We start from the raw sequence: 15,393 nt of genomic DNA, 5'->3' as shown, positions 1-15,393 counted from the left end.
CTTTTTGGGAAAAGATGACGGGGAGACAGGGTGCCGCGCGCACCCGCCCCTGCAGGGAGAAACAGGATGTACAGCTTCGAAATCGTAAGACCCACCAGTCTGGCCGATGCCGTGGCAGCGCTGGGTCAGGACGAGGCGCAGGCGCTGGCAGGCGGCCAGACGCTGATCCCGTCGCTGAAGCAGCGGCTGGCGCAGCCCTCGGTTCTGGTCAGCCTGACCGCCATCGCCGAAATGCAGGGCGTGTCCGCCGAAGGCGGCGTGCTGACGCTGGGCGGCGGCACCACCCATGGCACCGTCGCCCGCGAGGCCGCCGCGCATTATCCGGCGCTGGCCGCGCTGGCCTCCAATATCGGCGATCCGGCGGTGCGCAACCGGGGCACCGTGGGCGGCAGCCTTGCCAATAACGACCCCGCCGCCTGCTATCCGGCGGCGGCGCTGGCCTCTGGCGCGACCATCGTCACCAACAGCCGCGAAATCGCCATGGAAGACTATTTCCAGGGCATGTTCACCACCGCGCTGGAAGAGGGCGAGATCATCACCGCCGTCCGCTTCCCGATCCCGGAAAAGGCCGCCTATATCAAGTTCGAACAGCCCGCCTCGCGCTTTGCGCTGGTCGGGGTGTTCGTGGCGAAATTTGCCGACGGGGTGCGGGTTGCCGTCACCGGCGCCTCGGAAGAGGGCGTGTTCCGCTGGACCGAAGCCGAAGAGGCGCTGTCGGGCAATTTCTCTGCCACAGCACTGGACGGGCTGACGGTAAGCGCCGATGGCCTGATGTCCGACATTCACGGATCCTCCGCCTATCGCGCGCATCTGATCGGCGTGCTGACCAAGCGCGCGGTCGCCGCTGCCGCCTGAGCTTTCGCGCCCTCCGGTCAGGCCGGGGGGCGCCTATCCGGCAAGCGCCAGCAGGGCCAGCAGCCCGGCCAGATCGGCCACCTGCTGCTGCGCGCCCAGCACGTCGCCGGTCTGACCGCCGATCTGGCGCAGCGCCAGCCCAGCAAAGGCGGCACTTGCCGCCAGCATCGCGGCGCCGGTGACAAGCGCCGCCACTGGCCCCAGCAGCAGCAGCGCCGCCAGCCCCAGCAGCCCCGCCACCAGCACGCCGCCGCGCGTGGGCCCCATCGCGGCGCGGCCCAGTCCATCGGCGCGCGCGGGCGGCAGCAGCCGCAGCCACAGCGGCAGCAGCGCCCGGCTTGCAGCCCCCATCGCGACAAGCGCCGTCATCGCCTGTGCAGGCGGCAGATGCGCCAGCGCCGTGGCGCGCAGCGCCAGCACCAGCCCCAGAGCCAGCACGCCATAGCTGCCGATGCGGCTGTCGCGCAGGATTTCCAGCTTGCGGGCGCGGGTGGTGCCGCCGCCAAAACCATCGGCACAGTCGGCAAGCCCGTCCTCGTGCAGCCCGCCGGTCGCCAGCACCGCCGCCGCCATGGCGAGCAGCGCGCAGGCCATGGGCGGCAGCACCAGCGACGCCGCGCCATAGACCAGCGCGGCGATCCCGCCCACCAGCGCCCCCACCAGCGGCCATGCCCAGACCGAGCGGGCCATGGGCGGGGCTGTTTCCAGCCCTCCGGCGGGCAGGCGGGTCAGCAGCATCAGCGCCACCTGCGCCTGCGCCAAGACCTGCCTCATCCGCCGGCCACACCCGCTTCGGCAAAGGTGGCCATGCCGTTGTGACAGGCAAGGGCCGCGCGCAGCAGACCCAGCGCCAGCGCCGCCCCGGTGCCTTCGCCAAGCCGCAGGTCCAGCGCCAGCACCGGATCCTTGGCCATGGCGTCCAGCAGCCGCCCATGGCCCGGCTCCGCGCCGCGATGCGAGGCGATGCAATGGTCCAGCAGCGCGGGGTCGATCACATGCAGCGGCGCGGCGGCGGCGGTGCAGATGAAGCCGTCCAGCAGCACCGGGATGCGATAGGCGCGCGCGGCAAGGATCGCGCCGCAGATCGCCGCCTGTTCGCGCCCGCCCAGCGTGGTCAGGATCGCGGCGCCATCGCCAGACACGCCCGCGTGCCGCTCCAGCCCGCGGGCGATGACCTGCGCCTTGTGCGCGACGCCTGCCGCATCCGACCCGGTGCCCGGCCCGGTCCAGTCGGCGGGGGCGCCGCCGAAACAGGCCGCCGCCAGCGCTGCGGCCACGGTGGAATTGCCGATGCCCATTTCCCCCAGAAGCAGCACATCCGCCGCCCGGTCCACTGCCGCGGCGCCGCGGTTCAGCGCGTCCAGACATTCGGCCTCGGTCATCGCGGGGCTTTGGGTGAAATCCTGCGTCGCGTGGTCCAGATCCAGCGCGATTACGGTCAGATCGGCGCCGGTTATCGCGCAGATCTGGTTGATGGCGGCGCCGCCCGCGTGGAAATTGGCGACCATCTGCGCCGTCACCTCCTGCGGGAAGGGGTTGACGCCCTGCGCGCAGATGCCGTGATTTCCGGCAAAGACCAGCGCCTGCGCCTTGCGGATCTGCGGGCGCGAGGTGCCGCGCCAGCCTGCCATGTCGATGGCCAGCGTCTCCAGCCGTCCCAGCGATCCGGGCGGTTTGGTCAGGCTCGCCTGCCGGTCGCGGGCGGCACGGGCGGCCTCCTCGTCATAGCGGGGCAGGCGGGCGGGCAGGGCGGCCAGATCGGCCAGCGCCGCAAGGGGGAAATGCTCAGTCATGGGGTTTCACCTTCAGGGGCAGGCCGCAGACCGCCATGTGAACCTCGTCCACCACGGCGGCGACCCGCTGGTTGAGCCGCCCCGCCTCGTCGCGAAAGGCGCGGGCCAGCGCGTTTTCGGGCACGATGCCCGCGCCCACCTCGTTGGTGACGATGACCACGGGATCGCGCTGGCGGGCAAGTTCGGCCAGAAAGGCCTGCGTGGCGGCGGGGATGTCGTGATCGCCCAGCATCAGGTTGCTGAGCCACAGGGTCAGGCAGTCCACCAGCCGGGGGCCGCTGCCGTCCGTGTCGCGCAGCGCGCGGGCAAGGTCGGTCTGTTCCTCGACCAGCGCCCAGTCGGGGCCGCGCCCGTCCTGATGCTGGCGGATGCGGTCGGCCATTTCGGCGTCAAAGATACCGGCGGTGGCGATGTAGGTGGCGGGACGGCCAAACGCCAGCGTCTGCGCCTCGGCCAGACGGCTCTTGCCGGACCGGGCGCCGCCGGTGATGAGGATGGTCTTGCCCATGGGCTCAGGACAAAGCAGAACCGGCAGGTGATTGCAAAGGGGAGTGATGCCGCACATGCCGCAGGGGCTGAACCTGACCCTGATCCGCCACGCGCCGGTGCAGGGGGATGGCCGAATCTATGGCCGCCGCGATCTGGCGGCGGATCTGGCCGGATCGGCGCAGGCGCTGGCGCGGCTGCGCGACCGTCTGCCCGATCCGGGGCGGCTGCTGACCAGCCCGGCGCGGCGCTGCCGCGAGACCGCCGTGGCGCTGTGGCCGGATCTGCAGGCCGATCCGCTGGCCGAGGCGGTGGAGCAGGATTTTGGCGCGTGGGAGGGGCTGGCCTATGCCGACATGCCCGATCTGGGCGTGCTGGACCGCGCCCAGCTCGCCGTGCATCAGCCGCCCGAAGGCGAAAGCTTTGCCATGCTCTGCGCCCGGGTGGCGGCGGGGCTGGCGCCGCTGACCGGGCCGGTGACGCTGGTGGCCCATGCGGGCACGGTGCGCGCCGCACTGGCGCTGGCCTTGGGCTCGGTGCCTGCGGGGCTGGCCTTCGAGGTGGTGCCGCTGTCGGTGACGCGGATCAGCTTTCTGGCGGGGGGCGAGGGCGTGGTGCAGGAGGTCAACACATGCGTCTGAGCCGGACCCGCGTGGCGGGGCATTTTGGCGAATGGCTGCAGGGGCTTGCGACCCCCGGTGGGCCCGTGGCGCTGGTGACGCTGCCCTGTCCCACGCTGTGCCTGACCGCCACGGCCCGGCCTGCGCGCGGGCTTTTGCTGCATGATCCCGCCCGCATCCTGCCGCCGGGGCGGGCGCGGGCGTTTCTGCGCGCGCTGGGGCTGAGGGCGCAGGCGCGGATCCGGCTGCGGCCGCAGATGCCGCCCGGCGGCGGGGCTGGGGCCTCCACCGCCGCCCTTGTGGCTTTGGCGCGGCTCTGCGCGCCCGATGCGGGGCCGGATCAGGTGGCGCGCGCCTGTCTGGCGGTCGAGGGCGCGTCGGATCCGCTGATGTTTCCCCACCCTGCGAGGCTCATCTGGGCCTCGCGCCGGGGCGAGGTACTGGGCCATCTGCCAGAGCCGCCCCGGGCCGAGATTCTTGGCGGCTTTTACGGCCCGCCCACGCGCACCGATCCGGCGGACCGGCGGTTTCCGGTCATCGACGATCTGCTGCAGGACTGGGCGCGCGGCGGTGATCTGGCGCATCACACGGCGCTTGCCGCCGAGTCGGCGCGGCGCACGCTGGCGCTGCGTGGCCCGGCGGGGGATCCGACCGAGGCGCTGGCCCGCGCGCTTGGCGCGCTTGGCCATGTCATCGCCCATACCGGCGCGGCGCGCGGGCTGGTCTTTGCCCCCGGCACCGTCCCGCCCGAGGCGGCGACGCGTCTGCGCGCGGCGGGCTTCACCGGCCTGCACAGGTTCCTGACATGAGCGGTGCGCTGGTGATGCTGGTGGCGCTGGCGGCGGATGCCCTGCTGGGCTGGCCGGACCCGGTGTTTCGCCGCATCGGCCATCCGGTCACATGGCTCGGGCGGCTCATCACGGCGCTGGAGGGGTCGCTCAACGATCCCGGGCGCAGCCGCAGCGCGCGTCTGCTGCTGGGGGGCGTGACCACGGCGCTGGTGGTGGGCGCGGCTCTGGCCGCAGCACTGGCGTTGCGCGCGCTGCTGCCCGGCGGCTGGCCCGGGCTGCTGCTGGAGGGGCTGCTGTGCTGGCCGCTGCTGGCGGCGCGGTCGATGTATGCGCATGTGGCGGCGGTGGCGCGGCCATTGGCTGCGGGCGATCTGCGCGGCGCGCGGGTTGCGGTGGCGATGATCGTGGGACGCGATCCGCTGCGGCTCGACCGGGCGGGGGTGGCGCGGGCGGCGCTGGAAAGCCTTGCCGAAAACAGCTCTGACGGGATCGTGGCACCGGTTGTCTGGGGCGCGCTTTTTGGCCTGCCCGGCATCGCCGCCTATAAGGCGATCAACACGCTGGACAGCATGATCGGCCATCGCAACGACCGGTTCGAGGCGTTCGGCAAGGTCGCGGCGCGGCTGGATGATGTGGCCAACCTGATCCCGGCGCGGCTGACCGGGCTGTTGCTGGCGCTGGCCTCGACCCGCCCGCGCGCGGCGCTGGCCTGCATGCGGCGCGAGGCGCGGGCGCATCGCTCTCCCAATGCCGGCTGGCCGGAGGCGGCGCTGGCGGCGGGGCTGGGGGTGCGGCTGTCGGGGCCGCGGCTTTACGGCACGGTGATCGCGGACGAGCCGTGGCTGAACGGCACCGCCCCCGATCCCTCGCCGCAGGACATGACCCGCGCGCTGCGGCTTTATCTGCGGGCGATGGGGCTGATGGCTCTGGCGCTGCTGGCGCTGGCTCTGGTCTGAGGGAGGGCGCGATGCGCGATCATGGCGGCAATCTGGATCAGGCGCGCGCCCGGTTCGGCGGGGCAGCGGCAGAGTGGATCGATCTTTCCACCGGCATCAACCGAGTCTGCTGGCCCGTGCCCGCGCTGCCGCCCGACTGCTGGACGGCGCTGCCGCAGGCGGGGCGGCAGGCCGATCTGATCGAGGCCGCCCGCGCCGCCTATGGCACGCAGGCCCCGGTGCTGCCGGTGGCGGGGGCGCAGGCGGCGATCCAGATGCTGCCGCAGATCCTGCCGCGCGGATCGGCCCGGGTTCTGGCCCCCACCTATAACGAACACGCGGCCTGCCTGCGCGCGGCGGGCTGGCAGGTGACCGAGGTCGCCACGCCGGAGGCGCTGGCGGGCGCCGATCTGGCGGTGGTGGTCAATCCCAACAATCCCGACGGGCGCTGCCATGCGCCGGGCGCGCTGCGGGCGCTGGCGGGGCAGGTGGGGCGGCTGGTGGTGGATGAAAGCTTCTGCGACGCGCGGCCCGATCTGTCGGTCGCGCCATGGGCCGGAGAGCAGGGGCTGGTGGTGCTGCGGTCTTTCGGCAAGTTCTACGGGCTCGCCGGGCTGCGGCTGGGGGTCGTGCTGGCAGACGCGGCGCTGCTGGCCGACATGTCGACGCGGCTCGGGCCTTGGGCGGTGTCAGGCCCCGCGCAGGTGATCGGCGCGCAGGCGCTGCGCGATCGCGACTGGCAGGCGGAGACCGTGGCGCGCCTGCGGCAGGAGACCCTGCAGCTTGATGCGCTGGCCGCGCGTCGCGGCTGGATACTGGCGGGCGGCTGCGAGCTGTTCCGGCTTTATCGCACCCCCGATGCGGCGGCGGCGCAGGACCATCTGGCCCGCGCCCGGATCTGGAGCCGGATTTTCCCGTGGTCGTCCGACCTGATCCGGCTGGGCCTGCCCGGCGGCGGGGCGGAATGGACGCGGCTTGCGGCGGCGCTGGCCTAGCGCGCCAGCGCCAGTATCCCCGCCACATCCAGATGCGCCTCCAGATGGGCGGCAAGATCGTCCAGCACCTGTTCGACTCCGGCGCCATAGCTCTGCCCCGAGGCGGTGGCGCCAAGCCCGCGCAGATAGGCGGCGCGGAAGGCGTCATCGGCAAAAAGCCCGTGCAGATAGCTGCCGGTGATGCGACCGCAGGCCGAAATGGCGCCCTCGGGCGTGCCCGCCACATGGGCAAAGGGGCGCGCGCAGTCGGGGCCGGTGCTGCGGCCCAGATGGATTTCATATCCCGACAGCGGCAGACCGGTGGCGGCGTGCAGGGCGTTCACCCGCGCCAGCCGCTTCTCGGGCCGCATCACCGTCTCCACCTGCAGCAGCCCCAGCCCCGCCACGCTGCCCGGCGGGCCTTCCAGCCCCTCGGGGTCGTGGATCTGCTGGCCCAGCATCTGGAAGCCGCCGCAGAGCCCCAGCACATGACCGCCGCGCCGCACATGCGCGGCAAGGTCGATGTCCCAGCCCTGCGCGCGCAGAAAGTCGAGATCGCCGCGCGTGGATTTGCTGCCGGGCAGGATCACCAGATCGGCATCGCCGGGCAGGGCGTGGCCCGGCGCCAGCATCTGCAGCGCCACGCCCGGCTCCTGCGCCAGCGGATCAAGATCGTCGAAATTGGCGATGCGCGACAGGGCAAGGCAGACCACCTTCAGCCCCGAGCCCCCGCTGCGGGCAGGCAGATCCAGCGCATCCTCGGCGGGCAGGCGGTATGCCTCGGCAAACCATGGCAGCACGCCGAAGCCGGGCCAGCCGGTGCTGTGCGCGATCAGGTCATAGCCGTCGTCAAACAGCCGGGGATCGCCCCGGAACTTGTTGATGACAAAGCCCCTGATCTGCGCGGCATCGCCCGGATCCAGCACCGTCCGCGTGCCCACCATCTGCGCGATGACACCGCCCCGGTCGATATCCCCGGCAAGGATCACCGGCACCTCCGCCGCCCGGGCAAAGCCCATATTGGCGATGTCATGCGCGCGCAGGTTGACCTCGGCGGGGCTGCCCGCGCCTTCGACGATGACCAGATCATGGGCTGCGCTGAGGCTGCGGAAACTCTCCAGCACCGCCCCCAGCAGGCGCGGTTTCAGCGCGGCATAATCACCGGCCCGCGTGGTGGTCAGGCGGCGGCCCTGCACGATGACCTGCGCGCCCTGATCGCTTTCGGGTTTCAGCAGCACGGGGTTCATGTGGCAGGTGGGGTCCAGCCCGCAGGCCAGCGCCTGCAGCGCCTGCGCGCGGCCGATCTCGCCGCCCTCCACGGTCACGGCGGCGTTGTTGGACATGTTCTGCGGCTTGAACGGCGCCACGCGCAGACCGCGCCTGCGCGCGGCGCGGCACAGCCCCGCCACCAGCAGCGACTTGCCCACGTTGGACCCCGCTCCCTGGATCATCACGGCGGTCATGGCACGGCTCCTTCTGTCGTGCAGGCGTTCTGGCACGCGGCAGCGCGCGGCGCCAGTCAGGAGCGGGCGATGTAACGGTCGCGGCGGTGGTTGATCAGGATCACCGCGTTCAGGATCACCGATCCCAGCAGCGACCAGCCGACCTGCGCGGGCGCGAACAGGAACAGCGCCCCGGCAAAGACGCAAAGGTCAAAGCCCAGCTGGACATGCCCCGCCTTGATGCCGCGCGTGTCCTGCAGCCAGAGCCCGACAATGCCGACCCCGCCCAGCGTCGCGCCATGGCGGAACAGCGACAGCAGGCCCAGCCCCGCCAGCACCCCGAAAAGCGGCGCGGCCAGCCATGGCGGCAGCGTCACGGTCAGCACCAGCGGCATGAGATCGGTCATGGCCGACATCAGCAGCACGGCGGCAAAGCTTTTCAGCGTGAAGCGCCAGCCCAGCTGCCGCACCGCCAGCAGGTAGAAGGGCAGGTTCAGCAGGAAGAAGATCGCGCCAAAGGGCCAGCCGGTGGGATAGGACAGCACCAGCGCCAGCCCGGCGATCTGTCCGGTGAACAGATCCGTGGCGCGCAGGAACTGGATGGACAGCGCCACCAGCGTGGTACCGATCAGGATGCCATGCACGTCTTCCCAAAGCGTGTGGCGGTCGGGTGGGGCGGTGTCCAGAAGCTGCATGGGGCAGGGATGCTGACCTTTCTGGCGAAGGTCAAGCCCCGACGCGGCGCCGCTGCCGCGCGCAGGTCACGGCTGCCCGGATTCCGGGCAGCCGCGCGGGTCTCAGGCGCCAAGCGCCTTCTGCAGATTGGCATCGACCTTGTCGAGAAAGCCGGTGGTGGTCAGCCATTTCTGGTCCGGCCCCACCAGCAGCGCCAGATCCTTGGTCATGAAGCCCGATTCCACCGTATCCACCACGGTCTTCTCCAGCGTTTCGGCAAAGCGCAGCAAGGCGGCATTGTCATCAAGCTTGGCGCGGTGCTTCAGCCCGCCGGTCCATGCAAAGATCGAGGCCACGGAATTGGTCGAGGTCTGCTGCCCGGCCTGATGCTGGCGGTAATGGCGGGTGACGGTGCCATGGGCGGCCTCGGCCTCGACGATGCGGCCATCGGGGGTCATCAGCTGCGAGGTCATCAGCCCCAGCGAGCCGAAGCCCTGCGCCACCGTGTCGGACTGCACGTCGCCATCGTAATTCTTGGTGGCCCAGACAAAGCCGCCATTCCATTTCATCGCGCAGGCCACCATGTCGTCGATCAGCCGGTGTTCGTACCAGATGCGCTTTTTCTTGAACTCCGCCTCGAACTCTTCCTCATAGACCTTCTGGAAGATGTCCTTGAACCGCCCGTCATAGGCCTTGAGGATGGTGTTCTTGGTGGACAGATAGACCGGCCAGCCGATGGTCAGCCCGTAATTCAGCGAGGCGCGGGCAAAATCGGTGATCGAGGCATCAAGGTTGTACATGCCCATATAGACGCCCGCAGAGGGCGCGTCATAGACCTCGCGTTCGATGACGGTGCCATCCTCGCCCACGAATTTCATGCTGAGCTTGCCCGCGCCGGGAAAGGTGAAATCGGTGGCGCGATACTGGTCGCCAAAGGCATGGCGCCCGATCACGATGGGCCGGGTCCAGCCCGGCACCAGACGCGGCACGTTGCGGCAGATGATCGGCTGGCGGAAGACCACGCCGCCAAGGATGTTGCGGATGGTGCCGTTGGGCGATTTCCACATCTTCTTGAGGCCGAACTCCTCCACCCGCGCCTCGTCGGGGGTGATGGTGGCACATTTCACCGCCACGCCAACCTCTTTGGTCTTTTCGGCGGCGTCGATGGTGATCTGGTCCTCGGTCCGGTCGCGTTCCTCGATCGACAGATCGTAATACAGCAGATCCACGTCCAGATAGGGCAGGATCAGCTTCGTCTTGATGAAATCCCAGATGATCCGGGTCATCTCGTCCCCGTCCATCTCGACAATGGGGGCATCGACCTTGATCTTCGACATGCGTGTCCCTTTCGCTGGGTGAATCGCGTGTCTCTGGTTTAAACGATTTCTGCGGATGCGAAAAGATCTGCATACAATCGTATGCAGAAAGCGTGAGGGGAGTCGCCAGACCCCCGGCCAGACCCCCGGGACGGGTCACGCCCGCCCCGGAAGGCCCCACCGGTCAGGCGGGCTGCACCGCCTCGCGCCGGGCAAGGCGCAGCATCAGCAGCAGCGACAGCGCGGTTTCCAGAAAGATGCCGATGGCCAGCGGCAGCGGCGTGCCGTCGAACATCAGCCCCACCGGCACCGCCATCAGCACCGCCAGCACCGTGGCCACCGCGCCGATCACCGACGAGGCGAGCCCCGCGATATGGCCCACCGGCTCCATGGCGATGGCGTTCACGTTGCCCATGGTCAGGCCCATCTGGAAAAACACCGACACCTGCCAGATCAGGAACACTGCAAACCCCGCCGTACCGCCGAGCCCGGTGGCAAAGATCGCGATGGCCCCGGCAGAGACACCCACCTGCACCATCAGCACCGTGGTCACGATGCGGCGCATGCCCAGCCGTCCCACCAGCCGCGCGTTCACGAAGCTGGCGGAGGAGGCAAGCACCGCCGCCACACCGAACCAGACCGGAAACCATTCGCCCTGACCAAAGGTCACGTCATAGATCTGCTGCACCGAGGAGAGCATGGAAAACATCGTGGCCGAACACAGCGCCTGCACCCCGATGGAAATGCGCACCACCGGATGGGACAGCAGTTCCCGCACTGCCGCCCAAAGCGTGCGGGCCCGGAACGGACGGCGGCTCTCGCGCGGCAGCGTCTCGGGCAGGCGCAGCCCCAGCCACAGCGCGGCGATGCCGGCAAACAGCACGAAGGCCCAGAACACGCCGCGCCAGCCGGTGCCCGCGATGATCACCGCCCCCAGCGAGGGCGCCAGCGCCGGAAACAGCGTGAAGACCATCATCACAAAGGACATGATCCGCGCCATGTTGCGCCCGGAATAAAGGTCGCGCACGATGGCCAGCACCACGACCCGTGGCCCCGCAGCGCCCAGACCCTGCACCAGCCGCGCCCCCAGCAGCCCCTCCAGCGTCTCGGCCTGAGCGGCGACCAGCGCGGAGACGACATAAAGCGCCAGCCCGCCAAGGATCACCGGCTTGCGCCCGAACGTGTCCGACAGCGGCCCGGTGAACAGCGTGCCGATGCCCATGCCCAGCACGAAGCTGGTCAGCACCAGCTGCGCGCGGTTGAGATCCCCCGGCGTCAGCGCCGCGCCGATCTCGGGCAGGGCGGGCAGCATGGCGTCGATGGAAAAGGCGATGGAGGCGAACAGCATCGCCAGCAGCGCGATGAACTCCACCCGGCCCGGCCCCTTGCGGGGCGCGTCAGGCGGGGTGTCGGCCGCACGGGGCGGCTGTGGCGAGACGGTCATGGGGATCCTCAGGAAACAGGGCGGCGCGGCGCGCGGCAACGGGCAATGATGCCCCCGGGCTATCCAATTTCCGCGCCGCTGGGAACCGAAAAAGCATGCTTTCGACATGCAATTCCGGGTTGCGCCCCACGCATGCCGTCCGTTCCGCGTTTCAGCCCGCCGCGCGCAGCTCGGCGATCACCCGCAGCCACAGCTCGGTCGGCTGCGCGCCCGGCACCGCATGCTGGCCCGCCACCACGAAGGTGGGCACTGCCGTCACCCCCATGCCGCGCGCCGCCGCATCCATCTCCACGATCTCGCGGCGGTCGGCGTCAGAGGCCAGAAGCCGCTGCACCAGCGCGGCATCCATGCCGCAGCCATCGGCGACATCGCCCAGAACCTCGCGGTCGCCGATGTCGCGGCCCTCGCGGAAATAGGCGCGGAACAGGCTCGACACCACCGCCGTCTGCACGCCTTCGATATCGGCCCAGTGAATCAGCCGCTGCGCATCCAGCGAGGAGGGCGTGCGGGAAATCGCGGCCAGATCGATCTCCAGCCCCGCCGCCTCGGCCATCTCCAGCACCGGGCGATAGGCCTCGAGCGCGCCCGCGCGCCCGCCGAACTTGCCCTCCAGATAGGTGGTGCGGTCCATGCCCTCGGCGGGCATGGCGGGGTTCAGAAGGAAGGGCCGCCAGCGCAGCGTGAACGGATGGTCCGGCACCTCCAGCAGCGCGCGGTCCAAGAGCGCCTTGCCGATATAGCACCAGGGACAGATGGGGTCGGAGAAGATGTCGAGCGTGGTCATGGAACCTCATGGATTTCGGCCCTCATAACAGGCCCGCACCGCGAAGGCGACAGCCGCTCACACGGCTCTGCGGTTTCCATTGGCTCCAAATATCCCGGGGGACGGCGCGCGGCACGCGCGACGGGGGGCAGAGCCCCCGCCGGGCTTTCCGCCCGCACAGCGCCTGCTCAGCTGCGCCCGCGCCGTTCGAACCGGGGCAGCATGGCGGAGAAATCGCGCCCGCGCCCGTTCTCCTCCTCGACAAAGACGCGATAGAGATCCGCCGCCCGCGCGCCCATCGGGGTGTCGGCATCCGCCAGTTCCGCCGCCTGCTGGCTCAGCCGCAGATCCTTCAGCATCAGATCCGCCGAAAACCCGGGGACATAGCCGCGATCCGCCGGCGAGGCGGGGCCGACGCCGGGGGCAGGGCAGTAGACATTCATCGACCATGACGACCCCGAGGAGGTGGAGACCACGTCATACATCGCCTGCCGGGACAGCCCCAGCTTGTCGGCCAGCGCAAAAGCCTCGCAGGTGGCGATCATGGTGACGCCAAGGATCATGTTGTTGCAGATCTTGGCGGCCTGCCCGTTGCCCGAGGGGCCGCAGAACACCGCCTTCTGGCCCATGACCTCGAAGAGCGGGCGGGAGCGGGCAAAGCCCGCCTCGGATCCGCCCACCATGAAAGTCAGCGTGCCCGCGCTGGCCCCGCCCACGCCGCCCGACACCGGCGCGTCGAGCGCCAGCAGCCCCGCCGCCTCGGCCTGCGCCGCCACGGCGCGGGCGCTGTCCACATCCACGGTGGAACAGTCCAGCAGCACCGCCCCCGGCGTCATGGCGGGGATCACCTCTGCCGCGACGCGGCGCAGGATGGCGCCATCGGGCAGCATGGTCAGCACCACCTCTGCCCCTGTGGCGGCGGCGGCGGCGCTGGGGGCGGGGGACACTCCCGCCAGCGTGACACCCGCCGCGTCGAAGCCTGTCACCTCATGGCCCGCGCCGACCAGATTGGCGGCCATGGGCGCGCCCATATGGCCCAGTCCGATGACTGCGATCTTCATTCCGTCTCTCCCCCGTCAGGCGCCGGAAGCGCCAGTTCCTCCGCTCCCAGCGGCGCCAGCAGCGCCGCCACTTTATCTTGCGGCACGGCGCCGAACGCATCCGCCCAGCGGGGGCTGCGGTCCTTGTCGATGATCGCGGCGCGCACGCCCTCCAGCATGTCGCCCTGATCCAGAATGCGATGCGCCACGCGGTATTCCTGTCGCAGCGCCGCGCGCAGATCATGGGGGGCTGCCTGCAAGGCGTCGAGCATGGCCAGCGTCACCGCCATCGACAGCGGCGAATTGCGGCGCAGCGCTTTCAGCGCCGCAGGCGCGAGCGGATCCTCCGACCGCTCCAGCGCCGCAGCGATCGCCGCCACATCCGCGCCCGCATAAAGCGCGTCGATCCGGGCCTGCGCCTCGGCCATGGGGCTGGGGGGCGGCAGCTCTGCGGCCTGCGCCACAAGACCCACATCGCCGGTGCGCGCCAGCGCGTCCTTCAGCGCCTCCCATCCCGCTTCGGGGACAAAGACATCGGCAAAGCCCGCATGGATCGCATCGCCCGGCCCCATGCGCGCGGCGGTCAGCGCCAGATGCCGCCCCAGCCGTCCCGGCGCCCGCGCCAGCAGAAACGATCCGCCCACATCCGGCACGAAGCCGATGCCGCATTCCGGCATGGCGACCTGTGCTGTCTCGCCCACGATGCGCGGCGCGCAATGCCCGCCCAAGCCCACGCCGCCGCCCATGACAAAGCCGTGCAGGAAACTGACAAGCGGCTTGGGATATTCCGCCATCTTGGCGTTGAGCCGGTATTCGTCGCGCCAGAAGCCCTGTGCATGCGCCACGTCGCCCGCGCGGGCGCGATGATAGACCTCGGCGATGTCGCCGCCCGCGCAGAAGGCGCGCGGGCCTTCGCCTTCGATCAGCACCAGCGCCACCTGCGGATCCGTGCGCCAGCGGTCCAGCGCCGCCTCGATCCGCAGGCACATGTCCCAGCTCAGCGCGTTCAGCGCCTGTGGCCGGGTCAGGGTGATGCGCCCGCAGGCGCCGTCCTTGCGAAGGGCAAGATCGGTCATGACTGCGCCACCAGACTGCGCGCCACCAGCACGCGCATGATCTCATTGGTGCCTTCAAGGATGCGGTGCACGCGCAGGTCGCGCACCAGCTTTTCGATGCCGTAATCGGCCAGATAGCCATAGCCGCCATGCAGCTGCAGGCAGTCATCCACCACCCGGCAGCCCGCTTCGGTGACAAAGGCCTTGGCCATGGCGCAGAAGGTGCTGGCATCGGGTGCGCCGGTATCCAGCTTCCACGCCGCCTGCCGCAGGAACACCCGCGCCGCCTGCAGCTGGATCTCTGCCTCGGCCAGCCGGAACCGCAGCGCCTGAAACTGGTCGAGCCGCTGCCCGAAGGCCTGCCTGTCGCGCATATAGGCCAGCGTGGCGTCAAGCGCGGTCTGCGCGCCGCCCAGCGAACAGGCCGCGATGTTGAGCCGCCCGCCATCCAGCCCCGCCATGGCATAGCGGAAGCCATGGCCTTCCTGCCCCAGCAGGTTGGCCCGGGGCACCGCGCAGTCGTCGAACTGCAGCGCGCGGGTCGGCTGCGACCGCCAGCCCATCTTGTCCTCCAGCCCCCCAAAGCCAAGCCCGGGCGTGTCCGCCGCCACCAGCAGCGCCGAGATGCCGCGCGGGCCGTCCTCGCCGGTGCGGGCCATCACCACATAGGCATCCGAATAGCCGCCCCCCGAGATGAAGGCCTTGGCCCCGCTCAGGCTGTAGCCCTCGGGCGTGGGGGTCGCGCGGCTGCGCAGGGCCGCGGCATCCGAGCCCGAGCCCGGTTCGGTCAGGCAGTAGGAGAGCAGCGTGGTCATGGCGACGGCCTTGGGCAGCACCCGCGCCCGCATCTCTGTGCTGCCATTTGCGTCGATCATCCGGGCGCACATGTTGTGGATCGACAAAAAGGCGGCCACGGAAGGGCAGGCCATGGACAGCGCCTCGAACACCAGCGTGCCGTCAAGCCGCGTCAGCCCCGCGCCGCCATGCTCTTCGGCGACATAAAGCCCGCCAAATCCCAGTTCCGCCAGATCGGGCCAGAGATCGCGGGGAATGCTGCCCTCCGCCTCCCAGTCCCGGGCGAAGGGCGCGATGCGGGTCTGGCCAAAATCCCGCGCCATGTCGAAGATCGCCTGCTGCTCCTCGGTCAGTGCAAACTCCATGGGCCTCCCTTTCCCGCGGAAATGAACAGTTGTTCAGACGGTGG

General features: G+C 70.3%; 16 protein-coding genes. 5 read left to right on the top strand and 11 right to left on the bottom strand.

All coding sequences use genetic code 11. The features are described from left to right. The first annotated feature begins 66 nt into the window (after positions 1–66). Positions 67–855: an FAD binding domain-containing protein gene (locus VK682_RS09940; RefSeq protein WP_089847265.1), complete on the top strand. Its 789-nt coding sequence runs from the start codon at positions 67–69 to the stop codon at positions 853–855. 33 nt (positions 856–888) lie between these two features. Here VK682_RS09940 and cobS read toward each other — a convergent pair whose 3' ends face one another. The 3 genes from cobS to cobU are packed head-to-tail and all read right to left on the bottom strand — an operon-like array spanning position 889 to position 3,156. After that, on the bottom strand, positions 889–1,629 hold the full coding sequence (gene cobS, locus VK682_RS09935; RefSeq protein ID WP_324781743.1) for an adenosylcobinamide-GDP ribazoletransferase: 741 nt from the start codon (positions 1,627–1,629) through the stop codon (positions 889–891). Next, the gene (gene cobT / locus VK682_RS09930) at positions 1,626–2,648 is read right to left on the bottom strand and encodes a nicotinate-nucleotide--dimethylbenzimidazole phosphoribosyltransferase (protein ID WP_230794331.1); all 1,023 of its coding nucleotides are present in this window, start codon (positions 2,646–2,648) and stop codon (positions 1,626–1,628) included. Before cobT ends, cobS begins: the two co-directional genes overlap by 4 nt. Then, positions 2,641–3,156, bottom strand: a complete 516-nt coding sequence (gene cobU / locus VK682_RS09925; protein ID WP_089847271.1) for a bifunctional adenosylcobinamide kinase/adenosylcobinamide-phosphate guanylyltransferase — start codon at positions 3,154–3,156, stop codon at positions 2,641–2,643. The genes cobT and cobU overlap by 8 nt, the downstream gene beginning before the upstream one ends. 46 nt (positions 3,157–3,202) lie before the next feature. On the opposite strand from cobU, the gene VK682_RS09920 reads away from it, so the two are divergent. The 4 genes from VK682_RS09920 to cobD are packed head-to-tail and all read left to right on the top strand — an operon-like array spanning position 3,203 to position 6,475. Further along, on the top strand, positions 3,203–3,775 hold the full coding sequence (locus tag VK682_RS09920) for a histidine phosphatase family protein (RefSeq protein WP_230794332.1): 573 nt from the start codon (positions 3,203–3,205) through the stop codon (positions 3,773–3,775). Further along, positions 3,766–4,563, top strand: coding sequence for a propanediol utilization protein (locus VK682_RS09915; protein ID WP_324781742.1), 798 nt, complete (start codon positions 3,766–3,768; stop codon positions 4,561–4,563). The genes VK682_RS09920 and VK682_RS09915 overlap by 10 nt, the downstream gene beginning before the upstream one ends. After that, positions 4,560–5,501: an adenosylcobinamide-phosphate synthase CbiB gene (cbiB, locus tag VK682_RS09910; RefSeq protein ID WP_324781741.1), complete on the top strand. Its 942-nt coding sequence runs from the start codon at positions 4,560–4,562 to the stop codon at positions 5,499–5,501. Before VK682_RS09915 ends, cbiB begins: the two co-directional genes overlap by 4 nt. 11 nt (positions 5,502–5,512) lie before the next feature. Next, positions 5,513–6,475: a threonine-phosphate decarboxylase CobD gene (gene cobD, locus VK682_RS09905; RefSeq protein ID WP_324781740.1), complete on the top strand. Its 963-nt coding sequence runs from the start codon at positions 5,513–5,515 to the stop codon at positions 6,473–6,475. Here the strand turns inward: cobD and VK682_RS09900 are convergent. From VK682_RS09900 to VK682_RS09865, 8 genes are all read right to left on the bottom strand, one after another. Then, on the bottom strand, positions 6,472–7,917 hold the full coding sequence (locus tag VK682_RS09900; protein WP_324781739.1) for a cobyric acid synthase: 1,446 nt from the start codon (positions 7,915–7,917) through the stop codon (positions 6,472–6,474). The genes cobD and VK682_RS09900 overlap by 4 nt on opposite strands. Before the next feature lie 56 nt (positions 7,918–7,973). After that, on the bottom strand, positions 7,974–8,591 hold the full coding sequence (locus VK682_RS09895; protein ID WP_230794337.1) for a YitT family protein: 618 nt from the start codon (positions 8,589–8,591) through the stop codon (positions 7,974–7,976). 102 nt (positions 8,592–8,693) lie between these two features. Further along, positions 8,694–9,908 carry an NADP-dependent isocitrate dehydrogenase gene (locus VK682_RS09890; protein ID WP_230794338.1) on the bottom strand — a complete coding sequence of 405 codons (1,215 nt, stop codon included), beginning with the start codon at positions 9,906–9,908 and terminating at the stop codon, positions 8,694–8,696. A gap of 163 nt (positions 9,909–10,071) precedes the next feature. Beyond that, positions 10,072–11,331 carry a multidrug effflux MFS transporter gene (locus VK682_RS09885; protein ID WP_089847282.1) on the bottom strand — a complete coding sequence of 420 codons (1,260 nt, stop codon included), beginning with the start codon at positions 11,329–11,331 and terminating at the stop codon, positions 10,072–10,074. A gap of 151 nt (positions 11,332–11,482) precedes the next feature. After that, positions 11,483–12,115: a DsbA family oxidoreductase gene (locus tag VK682_RS09880; RefSeq protein ID WP_230794339.1), complete on the bottom strand. Its 633-nt coding sequence runs from the start codon at positions 12,113–12,115 to the stop codon at positions 11,483–11,485. Between the two features lie 167 nt (positions 12,116–12,282). After that, positions 12,283–13,155, bottom strand: a complete 873-nt coding sequence (mmsB, locus tag VK682_RS09875) for a 3-hydroxyisobutyrate dehydrogenase (protein ID WP_230794340.1) — start codon at positions 13,153–13,155, stop codon at positions 12,283–12,285. Beyond that, a complete protein-coding gene (locus VK682_RS09870) occupies positions 13,152–14,210 on the bottom strand; it encodes an enoyl-CoA hydratase/isomerase family protein (RefSeq protein WP_230794341.1) in 1,059 nt (352 codons plus the stop codon). Before VK682_RS09870 ends, mmsB begins: the two co-directional genes overlap by 4 nt. Continuing rightward, positions 14,207–15,349 (bottom strand): acyl-CoA dehydrogenase family protein, encoded by a 1,143-nt coding sequence (locus tag VK682_RS09865; RefSeq protein ID WP_230794342.1) that lies wholly within the window; start codon positions 15,347–15,349, stop codon positions 14,207–14,209. Before VK682_RS09865 ends, VK682_RS09870 begins: the two co-directional genes overlap by 4 nt. Positions 15,350–15,393: the final 44 nt, after the last annotated feature.

It is taken from the genome of Salipiger marinus, from assembly GCF_035481585.1.
In the GTDB taxonomy this organism is placed as follows: Bacteria; Pseudomonadota; Alphaproteobacteria; order Rhodobacterales; family Rhodobacteraceae; genus Salipiger; species Salipiger marinus.
This window is presented reverse-complemented; position numbering and strand designations above follow the sequence as displayed.